This is a genomic window from Archangium sp. (assembly GCF_036388035.1).
Lineage (GTDB): Bacteria > Myxococcota > Myxococcia > Myxococcales > Myxococcaceae > Archangium.
The window spans coordinates 1-20,532 of the sequence record NZ_DASVSO010000044.1; the positions used below are offsets into that span (position 1 = coordinate 1).

The 20,532-nt window shown below is 70.3% G+C and carries 16 protein-coding genes; 6 read left to right on the forward strand and 10 right to left on the reverse strand.

The window, feature by feature from the left end:
- Nucleotides 1-795 (forward strand): response regulator (locus VF697_RS01955; RefSeq protein WP_331091692.1); only part of this gene is annotated, 795 nt, incomplete at its 5' end.
- On the opposite strand, the gene VF697_RS01960 is transcribed toward VF697_RS01955, so the two are convergent.
- The 3 genes from VF697_RS01960 to VF697_RS01970 all read right to left on the reverse strand — a co-directional run bounded on the left by VF697_RS01960 (nt 770) and on the right by VF697_RS01970 (nt 5,563).
- Nucleotides 770-1,306: a response regulator gene (locus VF697_RS01960; RefSeq protein ID WP_331091694.1), complete on the reverse strand. Its 537-nt coding sequence runs from the start codon at nt 1,304-1,306 to the stop codon at nt 770-772. The two genes, VF697_RS01955 and VF697_RS01960, sit on opposite strands and share 26 nt — an antisense overlap.
- Before the next feature lie 16 nt (nt 1,307-1,322).
- Nucleotides 1,323-4,118 (reverse strand): hypothetical protein, encoded by a 2,796-nt coding sequence (locus VF697_RS01965; protein ID WP_331091696.1) that lies wholly within the window; start codon nt 4,116-4,118, stop codon nt 1,323-1,325.
- A 137-nt stretch (nt 4,119-4,255) separates the two neighbouring features.
- Nucleotides 4,256-5,563: a radical SAM protein gene (locus VF697_RS01970; RefSeq protein ID WP_331091698.1), complete on the reverse strand. Its 1,308-nt coding sequence runs from the start codon at nt 5,561-5,563 to the stop codon at nt 4,256-4,258.
- A 160-nt stretch (nt 5,564-5,723) separates the two neighbouring features.
- On the opposite strand from VF697_RS01970, the gene ald reads away from it, so the two are divergent.
- The 4 genes from ald to VF697_RS01990 all read left to right on the forward strand — a co-directional run bounded on the left by ald (nt 5,724) and on the right by VF697_RS01990 (nt 10,565).
- Complete coding sequence (gene ald / locus VF697_RS01975; protein ID WP_331091700.1) at nt 5,724-6,854, forward strand: alanine dehydrogenase; 1,131 nt, start codon at nt 5,724-5,726, stop codon at nt 6,852-6,854.
- Nucleotides 6,855-7,059: 205 nt separating this feature from the next.
- A complete protein-coding gene (locus VF697_RS01980; protein WP_331091701.1) occupies nt 7,060-7,731 on the forward strand; it encodes a sigma-70 family RNA polymerase sigma factor in 672 nt (223 codons plus the stop codon).
- 76 nt (nt 7,732-7,807) lie between these two features.
- Nucleotides 7,808-8,638 (forward strand): anti-sigma factor family protein, encoded by an 831-nt coding sequence (locus VF697_RS01985; protein WP_331091703.1) that lies wholly within the window; start codon nt 7,808-7,810, stop codon nt 8,636-8,638.
- Between the two features lie 181 nt (nt 8,639-8,819).
- The gene (locus VF697_RS01990; protein ID WP_331091705.1) at nt 8,820-10,565 is read left to right on the forward strand and encodes a response regulator; all 1,746 of its coding nucleotides are present in this window, start codon (nt 8,820-8,822) and stop codon (nt 10,563-10,565) included.
- 102 nt (nt 10,566-10,667) lie between these two features.
- Here VF697_RS01990 and VF697_RS01995 read toward each other — a convergent pair whose 3' ends face one another.
- The 7 genes from VF697_RS01995 to VF697_RS02025 all read right to left on the reverse strand — a co-directional run bounded on the left by VF697_RS01995 (nt 10,668) and on the right by VF697_RS02025 (nt 18,909).
- Nucleotides 10,668-11,828: a hypothetical protein gene (locus VF697_RS01995; RefSeq protein WP_331091707.1), complete on the reverse strand. Its 1,161-nt coding sequence runs from the start codon at nt 11,826-11,828 to the stop codon at nt 10,668-10,670.
- Nucleotides 11,825-12,595 carry a type III pantothenate kinase gene (locus tag VF697_RS02000; protein WP_331091710.1) on the reverse strand — a complete coding sequence of 257 codons (771 nt, stop codon included), beginning with the start codon at nt 12,593-12,595 and terminating at the stop codon, nt 11,825-11,827. Before VF697_RS02000 ends, VF697_RS01995 begins: the two co-directional genes overlap by 4 nt.
- Before the next feature lie 40 nt (nt 12,596-12,635).
- Complete coding sequence (locus tag VF697_RS02005; protein WP_331091712.1) at nt 12,636-13,658, reverse strand: biotin--[acetyl-CoA-carboxylase] ligase; 1,023 nt, start codon at nt 13,656-13,658, stop codon at nt 12,636-12,638.
- 107 nt (nt 13,659-13,765) lie between these two features.
- Nucleotides 13,766-15,088, reverse strand: a complete 1,323-nt coding sequence (locus VF697_RS02010) for a homoserine dehydrogenase (RefSeq protein WP_331091714.1) — start codon at nt 15,086-15,088, stop codon at nt 13,766-13,768.
- 17 nt (nt 15,089-15,105) lie between these two features.
- A complete protein-coding gene (locus VF697_RS02015) occupies nt 15,106-15,705 on the reverse strand; it encodes a hypothetical protein (RefSeq protein WP_331091716.1) in 600 nt (199 codons plus the stop codon).
- Nucleotides 15,706-15,708: 3 nt separating this feature from the next.
- Entirely contained in the window at nt 15,709-16,638 is a 930-nt protein-coding gene (locus VF697_RS02020; protein ID WP_331091718.1) for a HEAT repeat domain-containing protein, read from the reverse strand.
- Nucleotides 16,639-16,695: 57 nt separating this feature from the next.
- Nucleotides 16,696-18,909, reverse strand: a complete 2,214-nt coding sequence (locus tag VF697_RS02025) for an HTH domain-containing protein (RefSeq protein ID WP_331091720.1) — start codon at nt 18,907-18,909, stop codon at nt 16,696-16,698.
- A 186-nt stretch (nt 18,910-19,095) separates the two neighbouring features.
- Between VF697_RS02025 and VF697_RS02030 the strand changes: the two genes are divergently transcribed.
- Nucleotides 19,096-20,532 (forward strand): hypothetical protein (locus tag VF697_RS02030; RefSeq protein ID WP_331091721.1); only part of this gene is annotated, 1,437 nt, incomplete at its 3' end.

The following is a 20,532-nucleotide window of genomic DNA, read 5'->3' on the forward strand; positions in this document are numbered from 1 at the left end:
CCGGCGGCGGCGGGCACCCACCCGGCTCCGGCGGGGGCTCAGCCCACCGCGACGGCGCCTCGCGTGCCCGTGGTGGCTCCGCCCGCCCAGCCTCGTCCCGTGGCGCAGGCTCCGGCGGCCCAGCCCACGGCGGCGGGGGCTCAGCCCACCGCGACGGCGCCTCGCGTGCCCGTGGCGGCTCCGCCCGCCCAGCCTCGTCCCGTGGCGCAGGCTCCGGTGGCGGCGACTCCCACGACTCCGACGGTGCCCTCGGCTCCACCGCCCGTGGCGCCTCAGGCCGCCGCGCCCGCTCCAGCCCCCGTGACGCCTCCGGCTCCCACTCCGGCTCCCGTGACGCCTCCGGCTCCCGCTCCGGCGGCGCCCGTGGCCACGGGTGGCTTCCCGTCGGCGGCGAAGATGGCGGCGGCGGCCGGGCGCAAGCCTCGCATCCTCATCGTCGACGACAGCGAGATGACGGCGCGCATCATCGAAGCGGACCTGGTGACCAAGGGCTTCGAGGTGCACATCGCCGACTCGGCGGACAAGGCGACGAAGATCATCCTGAAGAAGCAGACGCGCCCGGACCTGGTCCTGCTGGACGTGCGCATGCCCAACGTGAACGGCGAGCAGTTCTGCCGGTTCATCAAGAGCAACAGCCTCTTCAAGGGCATCAAGGTGCTGCTGTGCTCCGGCGAGAACATCGAGGAGTTGCAGCGCATCTGCCGCGAGGCCGGCGCCGACGGCTACGTGCCGAAGGACGCCGTGCTCGGCAACCTGGTGGCGAAGGAGCTCAACCCCTCCCCGGGGCAGGAGTAGCTCCCCTCCCCTCACCGGGGAGTGTGGCCCCGGTGAGGGTGAGCGCCAGCCGGTTGAGCTCCTGCGTGTTGAAGGGCTTCCTCAGCTCCGCCAACAGGTGGGGCCCACCGAACTCGTGGGCGATCTCCTGCCACGAGTAGTCCGAGTAGGCCGAGCAGAGCACCACCGGCAACGAGGGCGCTACCTGGCGCAGGTGCCGCAGCGTCTCGAAGCCGTTCCAGCCGGGCGGCATGCGGTAGTCCAAGAAGGCCAGCGCATACGGGCGGCCAGCGTCCAGCGCCTCCTGTACCCGCGCGAGCCCCTCCTGCCCCTGGTAGGCCGAATCCAGCTCGAACACCGCGGTGGAGGGGGTCTGCCGGGAGGGGGCCGGACCGAAGAGCGCATCCTCCAACTGCGCCAGGGCATCCCTGGCTCCAATCGGCTCCGGGCAGAGGATCCGCCGGAAGTCCTTGTGGATGGCCTCGGCGTCGTCGACGACCAGGATCCGCCTCTTACGCGCTTGCTCGTTCACTGAATTCCTCCCCTGCTCACGGGGTGCTGTGGGGATCCGCCGGATCGCTAGACGCCACCCGCTCGTCGCCGTCGAGGACTCCGTCCAGGTCCCGATCGATGCCGATGCGCGGGCCCGAGCCCGGAGGCGTGCAGGTATAGGTCAGCGCGCCGTTGCCCGCGGCGACCTGCAGGCGCAGGGCCGAGTCGGACACGAGGGGCTTGGACTGCCGGTCGGCCTTGAACCGCCCACCGCCCATGTAGAGGAAGCCCACCTCGTCCTGCGCGATCCGGCCCTTGGCCACCAGGTCGCACTCGCCAGCGCTCGCACGCGCCCGCAGGAGGTCGATGCGGGCGCCCACCTCGCCCTGGTTGAAGGCCGTGAGGGTCACCTGCTGGCCGACGATCGGCGCCAGGTTGCTGTCGAAAGCCAGCATGTAGTCCTCCAGGTTCTTCTTGATCTCGGTGCCCTCGGGGGAGACGGGGATGCCCACCTGGTTGAGGAGCTCGTGGAAGTCGAAGCGGCTGTTGAAGAGGAAGAGCGTGGGGACGGCCCCGTCGGTGGTGAAGCCAAAGCCGCGCACCTGATCGCCCAGGAAGGGATCCGCGCCGACCGAGTTGAAGCCGAAGCCCGCTCCGAACATGCCGACCTTCTGGTACATGTTGCGCAGGTGCGGAACCTTGGGAAACAACGGCTCCGCGTCGAAGGACGAGCGCCCGTCCGCGCCGAAGAAGCCCTTGAAGAGGCCCTTCTCGGGGTTGGCGTTGGGATCCAACCGGTGGCAGGACTCGCACGAGCCATGGAAGAAGCTCGTGGTGTTGTTGAAGAAGTCCCTGCCCGCCTGCTGCGCCGGCGTGAGGGAGTTGTCGAGGTTGCGGATCGGGTTGGGCGGGTACATCACCTGGAGGACGAAGTCGGTGAACTTCTGCATCTCCGCGGGGGAGAGCTGGGCGTTGCGGCCGAGCAGATCCATGAAGGCGGGGTTGAACTGCTTGAAGGCCTCGTCCTCGTTGAACGCCCCACTGTCCGGCTGAACGCTCGGCGCGTCATTGCCCCCGGTGCGGTCACCGCGCCAGTGCATCGCACCGTGGTTGGCCAGCCCGCGCAGGCTCTGGGTCGTCAGCGGGCCCTTCATCGGGTGGAAGCGCGTGTCCTGACCGAAGGTCGTCTCCGAGCCGAACTCGGGCAGCGCCGGGACGATGGGGTTGGGGTTGTTCTTGACGAGCCCATCCGGGTTGCCGAGGTCCCACGCCAGGCTGTCGAAGTCGCCGAAGATGTGGCAGCTCGCGCAGGACGAATCGCCGTGGCTCGAGCTCTTCCGCGCGTCGTAGAGGAACGGGCGCCCCTCCACCACGCTCGCCGGCTCGGGGTTGTACATCCGCACGTGCGCGAGCTCCTTGCGCGTGGCGGTGTTCACGGTGGAGATGGCGTTGTCGAAGCGCGTCAGCACGTACATGCGACCGCGGGCCTCGTCCAACACCATGCCGGTGGGGCCACCACCGCTCAGGACGATCTGGTTCGCCGTGCTCGGCACGAAGGTGTCGGCCTCGAGCGCGGCGGTGGAGTAGACGCCGATCTTCGAGGAGCCGAACGCGGCGACGTACAGCGTGGAGCCGTTGGAGCTCACCGCCATGCCGAGCGGCTGCGCGAGGCTCTTCTCGTTCTCGGGGTTGGGGATGGGCGCACAGCAGACGTCGTAGTTGATGTGCTTGTTGAGGTGCCGCGGGGCAACACCCGAGGAGCTCAGCACGGAGATGCGGCTCTCGTGGAGGTGCCCGCGCAGGGTGGTGCCGGCGAAGGTGCCCGGCCCCTCGAAGCGCAGGTCGTTGCGGGCCTCGGTGTTGCTGACGTACACCTTGCCGTTGACCGGGTTGACGGCCATGTTGAAGAGGATGGTGCCGACGCCGGAGTAGAAGCCGGCCGGGCCCGCGAGCTGCGCTGGCGGATGGGCGAGCGCGTCGATGGCGAACACGTCCTTGTCCGGCAGGGAGAACTTCACCTTGTCGCTCCACGGGCGGCCCAGCACGTCCACCCAGTCCTGGCCGTTGTACTTGACGAGGACGGAGACCTCGGTGGCCGGCGCACCCTCGACGTTGGTGTTGGGCCCGGGCACGCCGCCCACCGCCTCGCCGCCGTCGGGCACGAGGGACTCATGGAGCACGGTGGAGCGGTTGCCGGAGTGGAACGCGGCCGCGTAAACGCGCGAGCCGTCCGGCGTCACCGCGAGCGCGCGAGGCGTATCGCTGAAGAGGTTGATGAGGGTGAGCGGGGTGCCGCCGAGCGAGGTACCCAGGTTGTTGGCATCGAAGACCCAGACGTCGGCCCGGCCAATGCCCGGCGTGGTGAGCTGCGGATCAAAGGGGGCGTTCTGGCCGCGGTGGGCGGCGGTGATGAAGGCGCGGCTCTTGCCCGGCCCGGCGAAGACGATGTCGCGCGGCTCGTCGCCCACGAGCAGGGTCCGCGTCACGGTGCCAGCCGTCCCGAGCAGGTTGAGCCGCACGATGCTCACGCTGTCGGACAGGTGATTGACGACCCAGACCTCCTCCTCACTGCGCGCCGCGACCGCGACGGGCTCGAGCCCGACGGGAACCGAGAACCGGTGAGAGAGGCCGCGAGGGGTGATCTCGAAGACCTCGAGATGGTTGTCCGGGGTGTTGACGGCGTAGAGGAACTTGCCGCTGGGCGAGAGCGCGAGCGGTCGGACCTGCCCGCTCTCGAAGAGGGTAAAGCCCGCCGCGGACGCCTCGGAGGCGGTGGCCAGCCCCGCGAGCAGCAGCGCCACGAGGAGCACACTCCAATGGGTACAACGAAGGGCCAGACTCCTGGCTGTCATGATGGGACCTCCACGCACGGTTGAACTCTGTCTTCGCAGTCGCTGCGAAGAACCAGGAATAACAGAATCGTGCGCTTTAACAGCCCACCCTGTAAACACCGAGGTTCAAATACCGAAACCTCCGTGTCTGCTCCGCTCTACCCGCGGCCGCCGGCGGCGTTCTCCCGCTCCTCGAGGCCCCGCGCGAAGTTGCCGATGATGAGCCCGGGCCGGGCCGCCTTGAGCCGACGCAGCAGCTCGCGGATGCCCACGGGCTCTCCGCCCGCGCCCCGGTCTCGCGCCACCTCCAGGTACTGGATGGGATCGATGGCCAGCGGGCGCGTCTGCACCTGGTCCACCTTGTACTTCTTCACCAGCCGCTCCAGGGCCTTCACCTCGCCCTCGCGATCCGTGACGCCCGGGAAGAGCAGCAGGTTGAGGGCGAGGTACGCCCCCCGCTTGCGCGCCAGGGCGATGGAGGCCTCCACGTCCTCCCAGCCGTACTTCACCGGCTTGTAGTAGGCCTCGTAGAGGTCCTTCACCGCCGAGTTGAGCGACACGCGCACCGCGTCGAGCCCGGCGTCCAGGAGCGCCTCGAGCCCGTGGGTGAGGCTCGCGTTGGTGTTGATGTTGATGGAGCCGCGCGAGGTGTGCGCGCGCATGTAGTGGATGGCCTCGGCGATGAACTTCCACCGGGTGAGGGGCTCACCCTCGCAGCCCTGGCCGAAGCTGACCATGGTGCGGCCCGGAGCGTTCTCCAGGTGGTAGCGGCCGATGACCCCCATCTCCTCGCCGGAGGGCCCGTCATCCATGCGCTCGTGCGAGGCCGGAGGCCCGTCCGCCGGCTGATCCGAGATGCACCCCACGCAGCGCGCGTTGCACATCACCGAGGCGGGGATGGCGCCCTCGTCGCGCACATAGAAGATGTTCTGCGAGGTGAAGCACCGGTACAGCATCGCGCACGTGGTGAGCTGCTTGAGCACGCGGTTGCCGGGGAAGCGCGCCAGGTGCGCGTCCACGATCTTCTTCAGCTCGGGGGTGGAGTACTTCTCCGGATCCCAGTGCGAGCGCTTGTCGGTGTGGATGGCCCAGGCCACGGGGCCGTCCTCCCCCCAGGCGGCGGCGGTATAGGCCCACTGCGGCAGGATGGGACCGTCCGCCTTCACCTCGCCGGGGAGGAAGGTGCGCGTGTAGCCCGGGGGCAGCAGCGCGCCCACGGCGTTGGGCACGAAGGTCTTCCCGTTCACCTTCATCTCGCGCACCAGCTCCAGCTCCCCCGTCTCGGGGTTGAGCCCCACGGGCAGACGGCCCGGCAGGTGGACGAGCCGGCCAGCGGACGGCAGGGGGATGGGCTTGTCCTGGGGGGGAACGAGCTCTTCCCCGCTTCGCAGGGTGGCGAGCAGGTACGGATGCTCCATCACCCGGCCCTTGGAGTCGGCGAACAGGAGTTTCGGTGCCAAAGTCATGACCTCGTTAACTATCACTGCCGGGCGAGCCTTTCGACGCAGCGCGCTTTCACGTGCCGTATGGCTCCTTGCCCGAGCGCGTCTTGACTCCCCCCAGGCCCCTGCCTAGGGTCCGCCCACTTTTTTCCGCCTGGTTGCGGACATTTCGGAGGCATCCCAAGTGATTGTCGGAGTTCCCAAGGAGATCAAGACCCGTGAGTACCGTGTCGGCATGGTTCCGGCGGGCGTTCGCGCGCTCACCAGCGCGGGCCACACGGTTCTCGTCGAGACGAACGCCGGTGTCGGCTCCGGTATCCCCGACTCGGAATACCAGCGCGTCGGTGCGCAGATCGTCCAGAGCGCGGACGAGGTCTGGAAGCGCGCCGAGATGGTCGTGAAGGTGAAGGAGCCCATCGCGCCCGAGTACGAGCGCATCCAGGACGGGCAGGTCATCTACACCTACTTCCACCTGTCCGGCGTGGACCCGGAGCTCACCCGCACCCTGGTGAAGAAGAAGGCCGCCGCGGTGGCCTACGAGACCATCCAGCTCGACGACGGCTCGCTGCCGCTGCTCAAGCCGATGTCCGAGGTGGCCGGCAAGATGGCCATCCAGGTCGGCGCCACGTGCCTGGAGAAGGCCCACGGCGGCAAGGGCATCCTGCTGGGCGGCGTGCCCGGCGTGCGCCGCGGCCGCGTGACGATCATCGGCGGTGGCGTGGTGGGCACCTGCGCGGCCAAGGTGGCCGTGGGCATGGGCGCCGAGGTCACCATCATCGACATCAACCTCGAGCGCCTCACCTACCTGGATGACGTGTTCCTCGGTCGCGTGGCCACCCTGGCCTCCGACAGCGAGAGCATCGCCCGGAGCGTGCGCGAGGCGGACCTCGTGGTGGGCGGCGTGCTCATCCCCGGCGCGGCCGCGCCCAAGCTCGTCTCCGAGGCCCTCATCGCCGAGATGAGCCCCGGCTCCGTGGTGGTGGACGTGGCGGTGGACCAGGGCGGCTGCATCGAGACGTGCGTGCCCACCACCCACGACAACCCCACCTTCGTGAAGCACGGCGTGGTGCACTACTGCGTGGCCAACATGCCCGGCGCGGTGCCCCAGACGTCCACCTTCGCCCTCACCAACACCACCCGGCCCTACGCCCGGAAGATCGCCGACATGGGCCTCATCGAGGCCATCAAGAGCGACAAGTCCCTGGCCCGCGGCCTCAACACCTACAACGGCCACGTCACCTACGAGGCCGTCGCCAAGGACCTCGGGTACAAGTACCTGTCCATCACCGACGCCATCGGTTCGAAGGGCCGGTAGTCAACCCTGCGACATCCAAGGGGGCGGGTCTCCTGTTGAAAAGCAGGGAATAAGTCCCCTTGTTAAATGTCTCCCGCCCGCCGGGGCAGCCGTGCAGACGGCGCCGGCGGGCTTTGTGTTGTTGCCCGTTATGTTCCCGTGCATACATTGCCGGGTAGGGAACGACTCAATCGCCTGTAATTTCGGGCCTCTGGAAGGCGGGGACATGTTGGACTTCAGGCAAAACAACCGGACCAAACAGGAATTCGAGGAGTTGGCCCTCGCTCATCTCGACCCCCTGTACTCCGCGGCCCTGAGGCTGACGAAGAATGAGCGAGATGCCGAGGACCTGGTGCAGGACACCTGCATGCGGGCCTACCGCTTCTTCGACAAGTTCGAGCGGGGCACCAACATCAAGGCCTGGCTCTTCAAGATTCTCACCAACACCTTCATCAACCGCTACCGGCGCAAGGTGAAGGAGCGCAGCGTGGTGGAGGGTGTGGAGCGCGAGGCGGTGCATGAGCGCTTCGTGAGCCGGGACGCGACGGACTTCGCGGCCAACCCCGAGCAGTACTTCTTCGACCGGCTGCTGTCGGATGACGTGCTGCGCTCCATCGACGCGCTGCCCATCGACTTCCGGCTGGTGGTCATCCTCGCGGACCTGCAGGAGTTCTCCTACAAGGAGATCGCCGAGATCCTCGAGTGTCCCGTGGGCACGGTGATGAGCCGGCTGTTCCGCGGACGCAAGCTGCTGCAGAAGACGCTGCGCGAGTACGCCCAGGGCACTGGCGTGCTGCGTCATGAAGTCGAAGGGGGCGGGGCCGCCAACACCGGAAATACCGCCACCGGCGCCGCGACGAATCTCGAAGAATATCGTCGCAGGAAGAAGGTGGGGTAGATCGAGGTTCATGGGCCCGGAAATATTTAAAAATATTTCCACGGGCCCAAACCTTCCGCCCACCCCCTGAGCGCTCATGACCTGCCAGGAACTGGATCAGATCCTCTACCCGTACCTCGATGGCGAGTTTGAGACCGAGGAACGGCTCGACGTGGAAGCGCACCTCACCCAGTGCGCCACCTGCACACAGCGAGTCCACGAGGAGGCCCGGATGCAGCAGTCGCTGCGCCGGGCCGCGCGACAGGCGGTGGAGACCACGCGGGCTCCCGACGCCCTGCGCGCCAGACTCCAGACGGGGATGCGCCAGGAGCAGCGGCGCGTCCAGCAGCAGGGGTGGTTGCGCGCGAGCGCCGCGGCCCTGGTGGTGCTCGCGGCCGGCGGCTCATGGCTCGCCTTCCAGCCGGAGCAGCACCGACGCTTCATGGATGACGCCGCGCGACGGCACGCCAAGAAGCTGCCGGTGGAGATCGCCGGCGACTCGCACGAGGTCGTCGAGGCCTGGCTCGATGGCAAGTTCGATCACCGCGTACAGGTGCCCAAGCTGCCGGGGAGCACCCTGTCCGGCGCGCGCATCTCCAACGTGACGGATCGCCCCGCCGCCTACATCAGCTACGAGAGCCAGACCGAGAAGCAGGGCGCGCCCGCCAGGCGCATCGGCCTCTTCGTCTTCGATGATGCCCAGCGCGAGGTGAAGGCCCCTCCCCTGCCCTCCGTGCAGGTGGGCTCCAGCCTCGGCTACAACGTGGCCGTGTGGCGCGAGGGGGAGATCGTCTACGAGCTGGTGACGGATCTCGACGAGAAGGACATCCTCCGCATGGTCGCCGGGAAGGAGCGCGGGAGCGGCAAGCCGTCGCGGCCGCCCGTGTCGCCCGACGTCGCCGCCCTCCCCGTCTCGCTACAGCCCTGAAGCACGCCGCCGGCGAGGCTGCTCGTCTGCTGGGCACGCCAGACAGCCTGGAAGTCTGACGGGACCGAAGATTGACGGTCCCAGTAGGCACCGATAGCCTCGCCGAGCGACTTTTCCAGAGCCGCCGTCCTCGCGCATCGCCGCGAGGACGCGCACGCCTTCCCTGGTCTGGCAGCCCTTCATGTCCAAGAACATCCTCATCGTCGAAAGTGACACCGCCCTCTCCGCGTCCCTGCGGGAGGCCTTGGAGGCCCGCGGCTTCGCGGCGCAGGAGACCACCGACGGCAAGGGCAGCGTGGAGCTGATCCGCCGCGACCGGCCGGAGCTGGTGGTGCTCGCGGTGGACCTCTCCGCGGGTCAGAACGGCTACCTCATCTGCGGCAAGCTGAAGAAGGACGATGACCTCAAGGGCATCCCCATCGTCATCATCGGCAACCCGGACGGCTTCGCGCAGCACCGCAAGCTGAAGGCGCACGCGGACGACTACGTGGCCAAGCCCGTCAACCCCGACGCGCTGGTGGAGTGCGTGGGCACGCTGATCGGCTTCCCGGAGCTGCCCGCCGGCGAGGTCGTCGACGACGGCCTCACCCTCGGCGGCCTGGACGGGCTGGGCGACGAGCCGGTGCAGGGCGAGGAGCTGGCCATCGAGGGCGAGCCCCTGGAGAGCCACGGCGACGAGCTGTCGATGCTCGACACCGACAACCCCTTCGGCGACTCGCTGGATCAGCCCGTGACGGGCAGCATCGAGGAGCCGGTGGAAGCCCCGCCGGAGCTGAGCAACCCCGAGGACGACTTCTCCGGGCTCGACAGCCTGGGCGGTGGTGACACCGACGACGGGCTGGACGCGTTCGGCACGGACGACAAGACGGTGGTGGGCTTCCCGCCGCCGAACCCCGCGCCGACGCCCGTCGTGGCCAAGCCGGCTCCGGCTCCGGCTCCGGCTCCGGCCGTGGCCAGGCCGGCTCCGGTGACGCCGCCCACGCCGGCCCGGACCCCGCCCGCCGCCGTGACGACTCCGGTGCGCCCCGCCGCCACGAGCACGCCGCCGGCCCCGGCCATGTCCGCGGCCGACGCCGCCGAGCTGCGCAACCTGCGCGCCCGCGTGTTGGAGCTGGAGGGTGCCCTGCAGGACTCGCGCGCCCAGGCCAGCACCACGGAGACCCGGGTGCAGGAGCTCGAGGCCGAGCTGGAGAGCAAGTCCACCGAGCTGGAGACGGCCAAGGCCTCCGTCGGCAAGAACGACCAGGCCACCCTGGCGCTGCGTGAGGCCTCCAACCGCAAGGACCGGGAGATCCTCCGCCTCAAGACCGAGCTGAACCAGAAGGAGCAGGAGATCGTCGAGCTGCAGGACAAGCAGCTCGCGCTGGAGACGCAGGCCAACGGGGCGACGGACGAGATCACCCGCCGCGACGCGCAGCTCAAGACGCTGCAGACGAAGGCGGACCAGCTCCTGGCGGAGCGCAAGCGGGTGGAGCAGCAGCTCGCGGCGGCCAAGGAGGAGGCGCGTGGCGCCACGGCTCGCGCGGCGGCGATGCAGGCCGAGGTGGAGCAGTACCAGGCGCAGGCCGCCGAGCTCGAGGAGCTCCGGGGGCGCGCGGAGCAGCTCGACGCGGAGCTGGCGGCGTCGCGCGGCGAGGCGGACGGCGTGAGGGCGGAGCTGGACTCGTCGCGGGCCGAGCTGGACTCGGCGCGAGCGGAGCTGGACTCGGCGCGGGCCCAGGCGAGCCAGGAGTCCGAGGAGCTGCGCAAGCGCATCGGCGAGCTGGAGGACGCGGTGGCGCGCAACGAGGAGCGCGTGGCGCGGCTCTACACGCGCATCAAGGCCGACGAGAAGCTGCGCGAGAAGACGAAGAAGGCGCTGGCCATCGCGACGCAGCTCCTCGAGGAGCAGCCCGCGGGTCAGGACGACGAGGAAGCCGTCGCCTGAAGCACCCTCGCCTCTCCCCCACCGGGAGAGGCACCCGGGGCGAGGGTCCCGAGCCCCACGGGCTGAACCCGTGGGGAGCTCCCCTCACCCCAGCCGCGAGCCCTACTTCTCTTCCTTCTTGGGCTCGTTCTTCTTCTCCATCATCTTCTTGGCGACGCCCTGGAGGGCGGACGGGACGTTCTTGTCCCGGCTGAGCTCCTTCACGTCGTTCTCGCGCAGGGTGTTGAGGAACTTCATGCCCACCGAGAGCGGCAGCTTGGGGTTCTTCAGCAGCGCCATCTTGATCTTGTAGTTCTTCGTGAACTCGCGGCTGCTGTAGATGATGCGCAGCACCTCCTCGTTGACGGTCTTGTTGGCCGCGCAGGAGAGGACCTCGCCATCCGTGATGCGAGGGCTGCGGATGACGGCGGTGCAGACGAGCTTGTTGGTGTCGCGGATGAGGAAGCTGCGCGCCTCCTTGTTGCCCAGCGTCGCCAGCTTGATCTTCTGGGCGATGCTCATCTTCATGATGCGCTGGGTGAGGCTGAGCTTCTTGCCCTCCTCCATGGGCGGGGCGTTCTCCGCCTCCTCCCCCTCCGGCGTCTCCTTGGCCACGACGTCCTGGAACTCCTGGAGGATCTCCTCGGCGGTGGGGCCGGGCTCGGGCGGAGCGGCCTGGGGCCCGAAGACGCGCACGCGCGCGGCCTGCACCTGGGGCACGTCCGCGAGCACCAGGCCGCTGCGCACCGCGAAGTCGCAGACGTTGACGATCAGCGCCGGGTTGGCGTTGGGGTTGGTGCACAGGTTGCGCAGGATGTCCTCGTGGCGCAGCACGCGCAGCTGGTTCTGCCCGATGATCTCCGCGATCTTCGCGCTGCAGTCGCGCGCCACCTCGGCCACGGCCTCGTCGGGCGTGGTGGGGTTGAGCACGAGCATCTCCGCGTAGACGTCCTTGGCGCGCAGCAGCGTGAGGAACCAGCCCAGCACGGGGGCGGCGACGTTCTCGTCACGCAGGCCGGCGGAGAAGCGATCCGGGAGGGCGGCGGCCGTCTTGGAGGCCGTCTCGCGCACGCCCGCGTCCGCGTCGAACGTGAGCATGAAGAGGGCGCCGAGCATGTCCGCGGGCGCCAGCGGCACCAGGGCCTTGGCGGCCATCATCCGCAGGGGCGGCGGCGCGGCCGGGTCCACGTGCTTGCGCATGTTGGGCGGCAGGAACTCGGCCGTGATGGGGCAGCCCGGGGGTGCGGCGGGAATCGTCTGGGGCGAGGCGGCGGTGGTGCTCATGCGGCGTGGTTCCTTCCGTAGATGATGCGGAGTCCCTCGAGCGTGAGGAACTCGTCGACCTCGTTGATGACCTTGGACTCGGTGGCCACCAGCGGCGCCAGGCCGCCCGTGGCCACCACCCGCACCTCGAAGCCGAGCTCGGCCTGCATGCGGGTACAGATGCCCTCCACCAGCCCCACGTAGCCGTAGACGAGGCCGGACTGGATGGAGTGCACGGTGTTGCGGCCCACCACGTGGGGCGGCCGGGAGAACTCCACGCGCGGCAGCTTGGAGGCATTCAGGAAGAGCGCCTCCATGGAGATGTGGATGCCGGGGCAGATGGCGCCGCCGAGGTACTCGCCCTTGGGCGTCACCGCGTCGAGCGTGGTGGCCGTCCCGAAGTCCACGACGATGACGCCGCGGTGGTGCTTGTCGTAGGCGGCCACCGCGTTGACGATGCGATCGGCGCCCACCTCGCGCGGGTTGTCGTAGAGGATGGGCATGCCCGTCTTCACCCCGGGCCCGACGAACATGGGGCGCGTCTTGAAGTAGCGCTCGCTCATCCGCTCCAGGTTGAACTGCAGCGGCGGCACCACGCTGGAGACGGCCACCGCGCGCACCTTGTCCGGGTCGATGCCGCTCACCTGGAAGAGCTGGCGCAGCAGGATGCCGTACTCGTCGGAGGTGCGGCGGGTGCTCGTCTCCAGGCGCCAGTGATCCAACAGGCGCTTGCCGTCGTACACCCCGAGCACGGTGTTGGTGTTGCCGACGTCGATCGCGAGAAGCATGGCCACGCCCAGTCTAGCGCGAAGCCGCCCCCCCACGCCCCTATTCGGGGCGCGGCGTCACCCGGGGACGGAGCTGCTCCACATCCCCGGCGAGCACCCGTTCCAGCGAGCCCTGCGCCGTCCGCACCAGGAGTGCACCGGCGGCATCGATGTCTTCAGCCACACCGCGCAATTCCGATCGGTCGGTACGCACCAGCACGTCCTGGCCGAGCGTGGAGGACAGCTCCTTCCAGCGCTGGCGCACCGGATCGAAGCCCACCTCGTGGTGCAGGTCCAACCACTCCTCCAGCCGGCCCCAGAGGGCGGTGGTGAAAAGGGCGCGGTTGACGCGCCGGCCCAGCGCCTCGGAGAGCGAGGTGGCGGTGGCGGCCACCTCGGGCGGGAAGTCCTCGCGGCCGGCGTTGAGGTTGACGCCGATGCCCACCACCACGAAGTGGACGCGCTCGGGCTCCGCGGACAGCTCGGTGAGGATGCCCGCCACCTTGCGGCCACCGAGCTGCACGTCGTTGGGCCACTTGATGAGGGCGTCGACGCCTTCCTCGCGCAACGTTTCGGCCAGCGCCACCGCGGCCACCAGCGTGAGCTCGGAGGCCCGCTGCGGCGGCAATTCCGGCCGGAGGATGGCGGAGAAGTACAGGTTCAGCCCCGGCGGCGACACCCAGACGCGGCCCCGGCGACCCTTGCCGGCCGTCTGCTGCTCGGTGACGACCACCTCGCCGTGCTCGGCGCCGTCTGCGGCCAGCCGGAAGGCGGCCTCGTTGGTGGATGGCAGGGACTCGTGGAAGTGGATGCTCTGCCCGAGGTGATGGGTGGACAACAGGGGCGAGAGCTCCAGGGGCGAGAGCCGATCCGGCACGTCCACCAGCCGATAGCCCCGCGCGGGCACGGCGTCGATGCGGTAGCCCTTGCCGCGCAGCGACTCCACGTGCTTCCACACGGCGGTGCGCGACAGGCCCAGCTTGGCCGAGAGCGCCTCTCCCGAGGTGTACTCGTCACGCCCATCCGCGAGGAAACCGAGGATGAGCTCCTCCTGCGTCTGCTCGGCGTTCTCGATCGCACCCATTCAGAGGCCCTCCGGGGAAAAGGGCCCCCAGGGTAGGGACGAGCGGCCCGGCTTTCAACCGCCTCGCTCGGCAGGGAGCCGCATCGTCCGGTTGCCTGGCTGCTCTCCTACCCGGCGAGCAACACGCCTGGCCCCTCTTCAATCCGGATGACCTGGGTGGGGGCACGGGTGCTGCGCAGCGAGTCGATCCACTTCACCGCGGCCATGACATCCGACTCGCGCGTCTCGTGGGTGAAGACGACGATGGTGGCGTGGGCGTCCTCGGGGCGCGGGGGACGCTGAAGCACCGAGTTGATGCTCACCCCCTTCTCACCCAGCACGCTGGCGATGCGCCCCAGCACGCCGGGCTCGTCGCTGACGGAGAAGCGCAGGTAGGTCGGCCCGCGGCGCTCGCCCGAGGGCAGCAGGGGCACCTCCTGCACGTGCGGCGCGCATGGCAGGGGCAGGCGCCCGGAGACACCGGCCAGGAGGTTGCGGCAGGTGTCGATGATGTCCGACACCACCGCGCTGCCAGTGGGCATCGCCCCGGCGCCCCGGCCCGAGTAGAGCGAGGCCCCCAGCGCGACGGACTGGAGCAGCACCGCGTTGAAGGCGCTGCGCACGTCCGCCAGGGGGCTGGCGGCGGGGATGAAGGCCGGGTGGACGCGCACGTCCAGGCCCTCGGGAGCGCGGCGCGCCTGGGCGAGCAGCTTGAGGACGTAGCCCGCCTCGCGCCCGTAGGCGATGTCCACGGGGGTGAGGCTGGTAATGCCCTCCACGAGGATGGACTCGGGGGACACCCGGGCCGAGAAGGCCAGTGAGGCCAGCAGGCACAGCTTCTGCGCCGCGTCCATGCCGCCCACGTCGAACGTCGGATCCGCCTCCGCGTAGCCGAGTTCCTGCGCCCGCCGGAGCGCGTCCGCGTACGTGGCCCCCTCGTCCGCCATGGCCGAGAGGATGAAGTTGGTGGTGCCGTTGACGATGCCGATGAGCGACTCCACCCGGTCCGACGCGAGCGCCTCGCGCAGCGTGCGGATGATGGGGATGCCGCCGCAGACGGCGCCCTCGAAGTGGACGTCCACCCCGCGCGCCAGCGCCTGCGAGAAGAGCGCCTCGCCATGTGAGGACAGCAGCGCCTTGTTCGCCGTCACCACATGGCGCCCCGAGGCAATCGCCTGCTCGAGGTACTCGCGCGAGGGGTTCAGCCCGCCCATCACCTCCACCACCACCGCCACCTCGGGGTCCTTCAGGATGGTCTGGATGTCGTGGGTGATGAGCGAGGCGGGCACGTCCTCGGGGCGGGCCTTGCCCTGGTTGCGCACCAGCACGTGGCGCACGCGCACCCGCGCGCCCAGCCGCCGCTCGATGTCCTTCGCGTGCTGATTGAGGATCCGGTACGTCCCCAGCCCCACGTTGCCCAGTCCCAGCAGGGCAATGCCGATCTCCTTCATGTTCCGCTCCCCTGTGCTCAGCGACCCGCGTCCTTGACCTGATACGAGGCCAGCTCCAACCACGTCTGCGGCAGGCGCTCGCCGTTGCTCTTCTCGGCGGACACCTCCACGCGCACCAGCCCCACGCCCTCGGCGAAGGTGAAGGCATTCACCAGGGTGGTGTTCGCGTCCACGCGGTTGCGCGCCTCCACCCGCACGCAGTGCGCGAAGGAGCCGGCCGGCGCCTCACACGGCACGCCCGCCTGGAGGATGCGGTAGCGCTCGGTGGAGGACACGGACACCACGTTCGTCCACGCGTTGCCCTCGGTGAGCGGCCCGCGCAGCAGGTAGCGCTTGCGATCCCGGATGCCGAACCCATCCACGGACAGCTGCCCACCCTGGCTGTCGTGGAAGTAGCCGTCCTCCTCCTTGAGCACCTCCACGTCCACGGTCTTGTCCACGCGGCCGTTGACCCGGTACGTCCAGCGGTTGCCCACGGCCAGCGGGTAGTACGCGGCCAGCGACTCGGAGGGACGGGTCTCCTGCTCGACCACCTGCTGCCGGCTCGCGCACGCGCCGACTCCCATGGCCAGCGCGGCCCCGAGGCCCCACCGTACGACGACAGACGAGAGCTTCATGTGTCAGTGTTCCGCGCGATCCGTATCGCGCGCCTCCGGAGTGGCCAGCTTGCGTGATGCGTAGAGCGTGTCCAGCGCCTGCTGGGCGGCGGCCTGGACATCCGGCTGATCATGCCCGTGCGCCACCGTGAAGAGGTACGCCTCGGCCTCGGCGCCGCCGATCTCCCCGATGGCGAAGACGACCTCCTGCACGAAGCCGATCTCCTGATCCTTCACCAGCTCGATGAGGGCGGGAATGGCGGCGCGCGCCTTCATCTCCACCAGCGCGCCGATGGCCTGGCGCACCTCCTGCGCGTCCTCCTCCTCCAACTGGCGGATGAGCAGCGGGGCCGACGCGGGGTTGCGCCGCTCCGCCAGCACGTGCAGGGCGAACTCGCGCACCCGCTCGTCCGAGGACTGCAAGTCCTGCAGGAGCGCCGCGTCCTCCCGGTCCGCCGCCGCCATCTGGAGCGCCGCGGCCTCGGACACCTGGGAGAAGGCCCGCCGGAGCGCCTCGCGCACGGCCTTGCGACGCGCCTCGGGCTCCTTGCCCTCCACCCGCACCTCGCCGATGCCCACCACCTGGTAGCGATCCGTGGACTCCGCCCCGCGCCGCTCCAGCGCCAGGGTGACGCCCACCTCGGCGAAGGTGAAGGAGCCGCCGTCCTTGAGCGACTCGCGCGTGAAGGGCAGCTCCAGCGTGAGGGCCCAGGCCCCCTTCACCCGCCGCGCCTTCTCGTCCTTCTCGCCCTCCTCGAGCAGCTCGAAGCGGCGACTCTGGCGCAGCGCGTCCGTGAAGAGCACCTGGACGTCCGACGGCCCCCAGCCGAGCAGGCCGTTGTCCACCACCGTCGCGCCCTTGAGCGTGACGTGCTCCACCGGCAGGAGCGGCTCCCGCGAACGGCAGGCGCCGAGCATCAAGGCCACCACCACGATGAGCAGGCCGGGCTTCATACCGGCCTACCCTAGCCCACTCTCGCGCTCCCCTCACCCACGGAGAGCGCGAAGACGTCAGGTCGTCCCGCCTTCCGGCGAGCCGCTCCCCGAGGGAGGTGGCTCGTTGGAAGGGGCCGGCTCCGAGGGAGGACGGGCCCCCTCGGCGACGGACTCCGCCTTCTCGGCGGCTACCCGAGCGGACTCCTCCGCGGCCGTGCGCTGGGCCTCGGCCGGAGCGGCGCTCTCCACGCTCGGCAAGGGCGTCTGCCACTCGGCGGCCGTCCTCATGGCCTCGCCCGGAGGCGCCAGGCCCTCGGAAGGCGCGGAGGCGGCGGCCTCCTCGGCGGCGGTCGGAGCCGCGGCCTCGGCGACGGGCCCGGCGGGGGCGACGCCCTCACCGGAAGCCGCCCCGGCGGCGGCTGTCCCCTCGGCGGCAACGGCCCCTTCCGCGGCGGCGACGGCCTCACCCGGAGGAGTCCCCGGCGCCCCGGCGGCACCCTCGGCGCCCGGCGTTCCGGCGGCCCCCTCGGGACCCCGGCCACCCCGGCCGCGACGACCCCGACGACGACGGCGGCGGCGCTTGCGCTCACCCGCGGTCTCTCCCGGGGGCCCCACGTCCGGCTGACCACCGCCGACGAAGGCGCTCGCGGCCTCCAGATCCTCGTCCTCGCCCTCGTCATCCCCCTCCTCGCCCTGCTCCTCCTCGGAGAGGGCGGCGGGAGCGACGGCCTCGGTGGGCGCGACGGCGACCGGCGCCTGCGCGGCCTCGGGCTTGTCGGCGCGGGCCTGCTCGGCACGGGCCTGCCGCTCGCGACGCCGCTCCTCGCGGGCGCGCTGGCGCTCCTCGCGGCGGGACGGCGCGGGGGACTCCTCGGTGGACTCGGTCTCGCGGGCCTCGCGCGTCCCGGTCTCCTCGGCGCCCTCCTCCCCTTCCTCGCGCGCCTGCTTCTCGCGCTGGCGCTCCTCGCGACGCTTCTGGGCCTCCTCGGCCTCGAGCTTCGCCACCTCGAAGAAGCGCTCGTCGACGTCGTACAGCTCCACCGTGGTGACGCTCACCGCGGCCTTGGCCTCGAGGAACTTCTCGCCGAGCGCGTCACCGCACCACAGCATCACCAGCGAGCCACTCGCCTGGGCCTCGGTGCGCGCATCGCCCCGCACGTCCCCGGCGCACGCCAGCAGGCCCACCTGGGCCGAGTAGTGGCCGAGGTCCTTGCGCAGCTCCTGCACCGCCTTGCGCTCGATGGACGGCGTGCCCCGGAGCATGCGGATGGCGAAGCGCAGGTCCACGCTGCCCTCGCGCTTGCGCGCGGTGAGCAGCGGGCCTTCCTTGGAGCGCTTGGCCACCTTCAGCTCGCGGAAGCCCAGCGCGTGCATCATCTTCACCACGGACTTCTCGAAGGTGCCCACGTCCAGCTCGCCCAGGCGCTTGCGCACCGCACGAGCCACGGCCTTGCGCGCGTCCTTCACCGCCGTGCGCGCCGTCGTCATCAGGGCGGCATCGGCCTGGGCCTCGGGCGTCGCGGCGCCAGCCACACCGGCCTTTGGCAGCACCGGGCGCCCGTCCTCGAGCGGAATCCCCAGCGCGGCGGCGAACGCGGCCTGCAGCTCCAGCGGCGGCGCCTCGCTCGGCGCGCCCGCGCGCTCCAGCGTCACCTCCCCCGTCTCCTTGGACAGCGAGAACTGGGGGCGGCGGCCCGCGTCGATGCGGCGCTGGTTGTCCTCCAGCAGCGCGGTGAGCAGGGCCTCCACGGTGATGTCCTCGCCCGCGAGCTCCTTGCTCTTCGCCCGCTCCAGGAGTTGCTCCGGGCGCAGCGACTGCTCGGACTCGCTGAGGATCTCGAACACCACCTCCGGCATGGGCGGGAAGCGGCGGCGACGGCCACCCCGACCCTCCTCCTCCTCCTCGCGGCGGCGCTTGCCACCGCGCTCGGTGCCACGCCCCGCGGCCCGCACGTTCTCCGTGCGCGGCTCCGGATGGCGCTCGACCGGCCGCAGCGGCGGCAGGCTGTCCTCTGGATGTGCCTCCATCACTCCCGTCAACGCCAACGCCTCGGCATCCTCCGGCAACGCCCAATCCACGAGCGCGAAGGTGTCCTTGGCGGTGACGACCACCTTGCGATCGCGCGTCCTGCGGGCCATCGCCGCGAGCCGCGACAGCATCGTCAGCTCGGGCGTCTTGCCCACGTGGGACAGCAGGTTCTCGGCGATCGATTTCTCGGTGATCTCCACGAAGGTGAGGGGTCGACCTTCGCTCTCCAGGATACGGAGAGCGGCCTCATAAAAAGTCATCGGCGATTCCCCAATAATTTCGAACGGTTACAAAAATGTAGGTCCGTATGGGCGGCGGATGCTAGCCATCGCTATTCTGGCTTGTCAACGAATGGGGAAGGGATGATCCGCTTTCGCATCGGACATCGATGGAAACGCGAACCCGCCGACCCTCCGCACGATTCCGTCGCGCTGGAGCTGGACGGGGTGAATCTGCTGCCCGGGGCGGTGGAGGAAGCGCTCGCGGAGGCGGTGCCGGCGCTCGTGGAGGCCGTGGCCGCGCTGCATGCGGGGAGCCAGAGGCTGGCCCAGGTCTCGTTGGCGGAGGCGCACCTGGAGCTGGTGCTGAGACGTTCAGGAACGGACATCGAGCTCCAGGTGGCGAGCCTGTCGCGGCCAGCCCGGCTGTTGCGCCCACCGCTGCGGTTGGACGCGGAGGAGCTGGTGGAGGCGGCCCGGACGTGCGGCCGGGACTTCCTCGAGGACATCTCGCGGGTGGCCCCCCGGGCGCTGTCCAAGGAGCACGAGCAGGGGCTCGAGCGGGCGCTGAGGAAGCTCGAGGAGCCCGCCTACCATCCCGAGGAGCTCCGTCCGCAGCCCTTCACCCGGCGGGTGGCACCGCCCAACGTGCCCGGCTTCGGCTTCGCGCTGGAGGATCCGGATGACGTGCTGCGTCGCTCCGCGAGGGAGAAGGGCCCAGCGCTGGCCTCGCTGCTGTGCCCAGGAGAGGTGTGGCTGTCGCTGCCGGAGCGCCCGGTGGCGTGGCGCGCGGTGGGGCCGCCCTTCCTCACCGTGCTGGAGCTGACCCGGCAGGCGGCGGACCTGGCGCGGGCGGTGGAGCTGGGCGAGCCGCGCTTCAGCTTCGAGCCCGCGGGTGTGCGTCCGGAATTGGTGTTGGACCTGAAGGCGGGAGAGGTCCGGTTGGGAGGCAGCTCCTTTCCCCTCCAGGGCGAGGCGCTGGTGGAGGCCATGTTCCACCTGGGGCAGGCCCTGGCGGTGGCCATGGCCGAGCGGGAGCGGGCGCTGGCGGGCAACCCCTACCTCGTGGAGCTGGGCGAGCGCTGTCGGGAGGGCCTCTCGCACGTGCGCGGGGCCGTGCTGCCTCCCGAGGAGAGCGCGCCCGCGATGGCGCGCATGGCTCCCTCGCCGGGAGCCTCTCGCCCCCTGAAGGTGCCCGGGCGCCTGCGCCGCCTGCGCTTCCAGAGCCTGTGGGAGCAGCGCAAGCTGGCGGACGCGGACCAGGGGCGGCTGATGCTGGGGCGCCAGGGGCTGGTGTTCTCGTCGCCGCGGATGGCGTGCGCCTTCGAGCGCAAGACGGGCAAGCAGCTCTGGCGCAGGGCGGCGACGCATGGCGTGGCGGCCTCGGTGGACGGCTACAGCCTCGGGGCGAGCGCCGTGCGCCTGTGTGGCTTCCAGGGCAAGGGCGCGAGTGCGCGCTGGCTGCACGACCACGATGGCCTGCACATCGGCCCACTGCTGCTGCGGCAGGACGGGCTGCTGCTCACGCTCTCGGATGATCGGATCGCCCTGGCCTTCAACGAGGTGACGGGCCGGGAGATGTGGCGACTGGCCCCTCCACGCACGCGGCGCAGCCACCTGGGGATTCAGGCCCACCGCGCCCTGCTGGCGACGGACTCGGGCTAC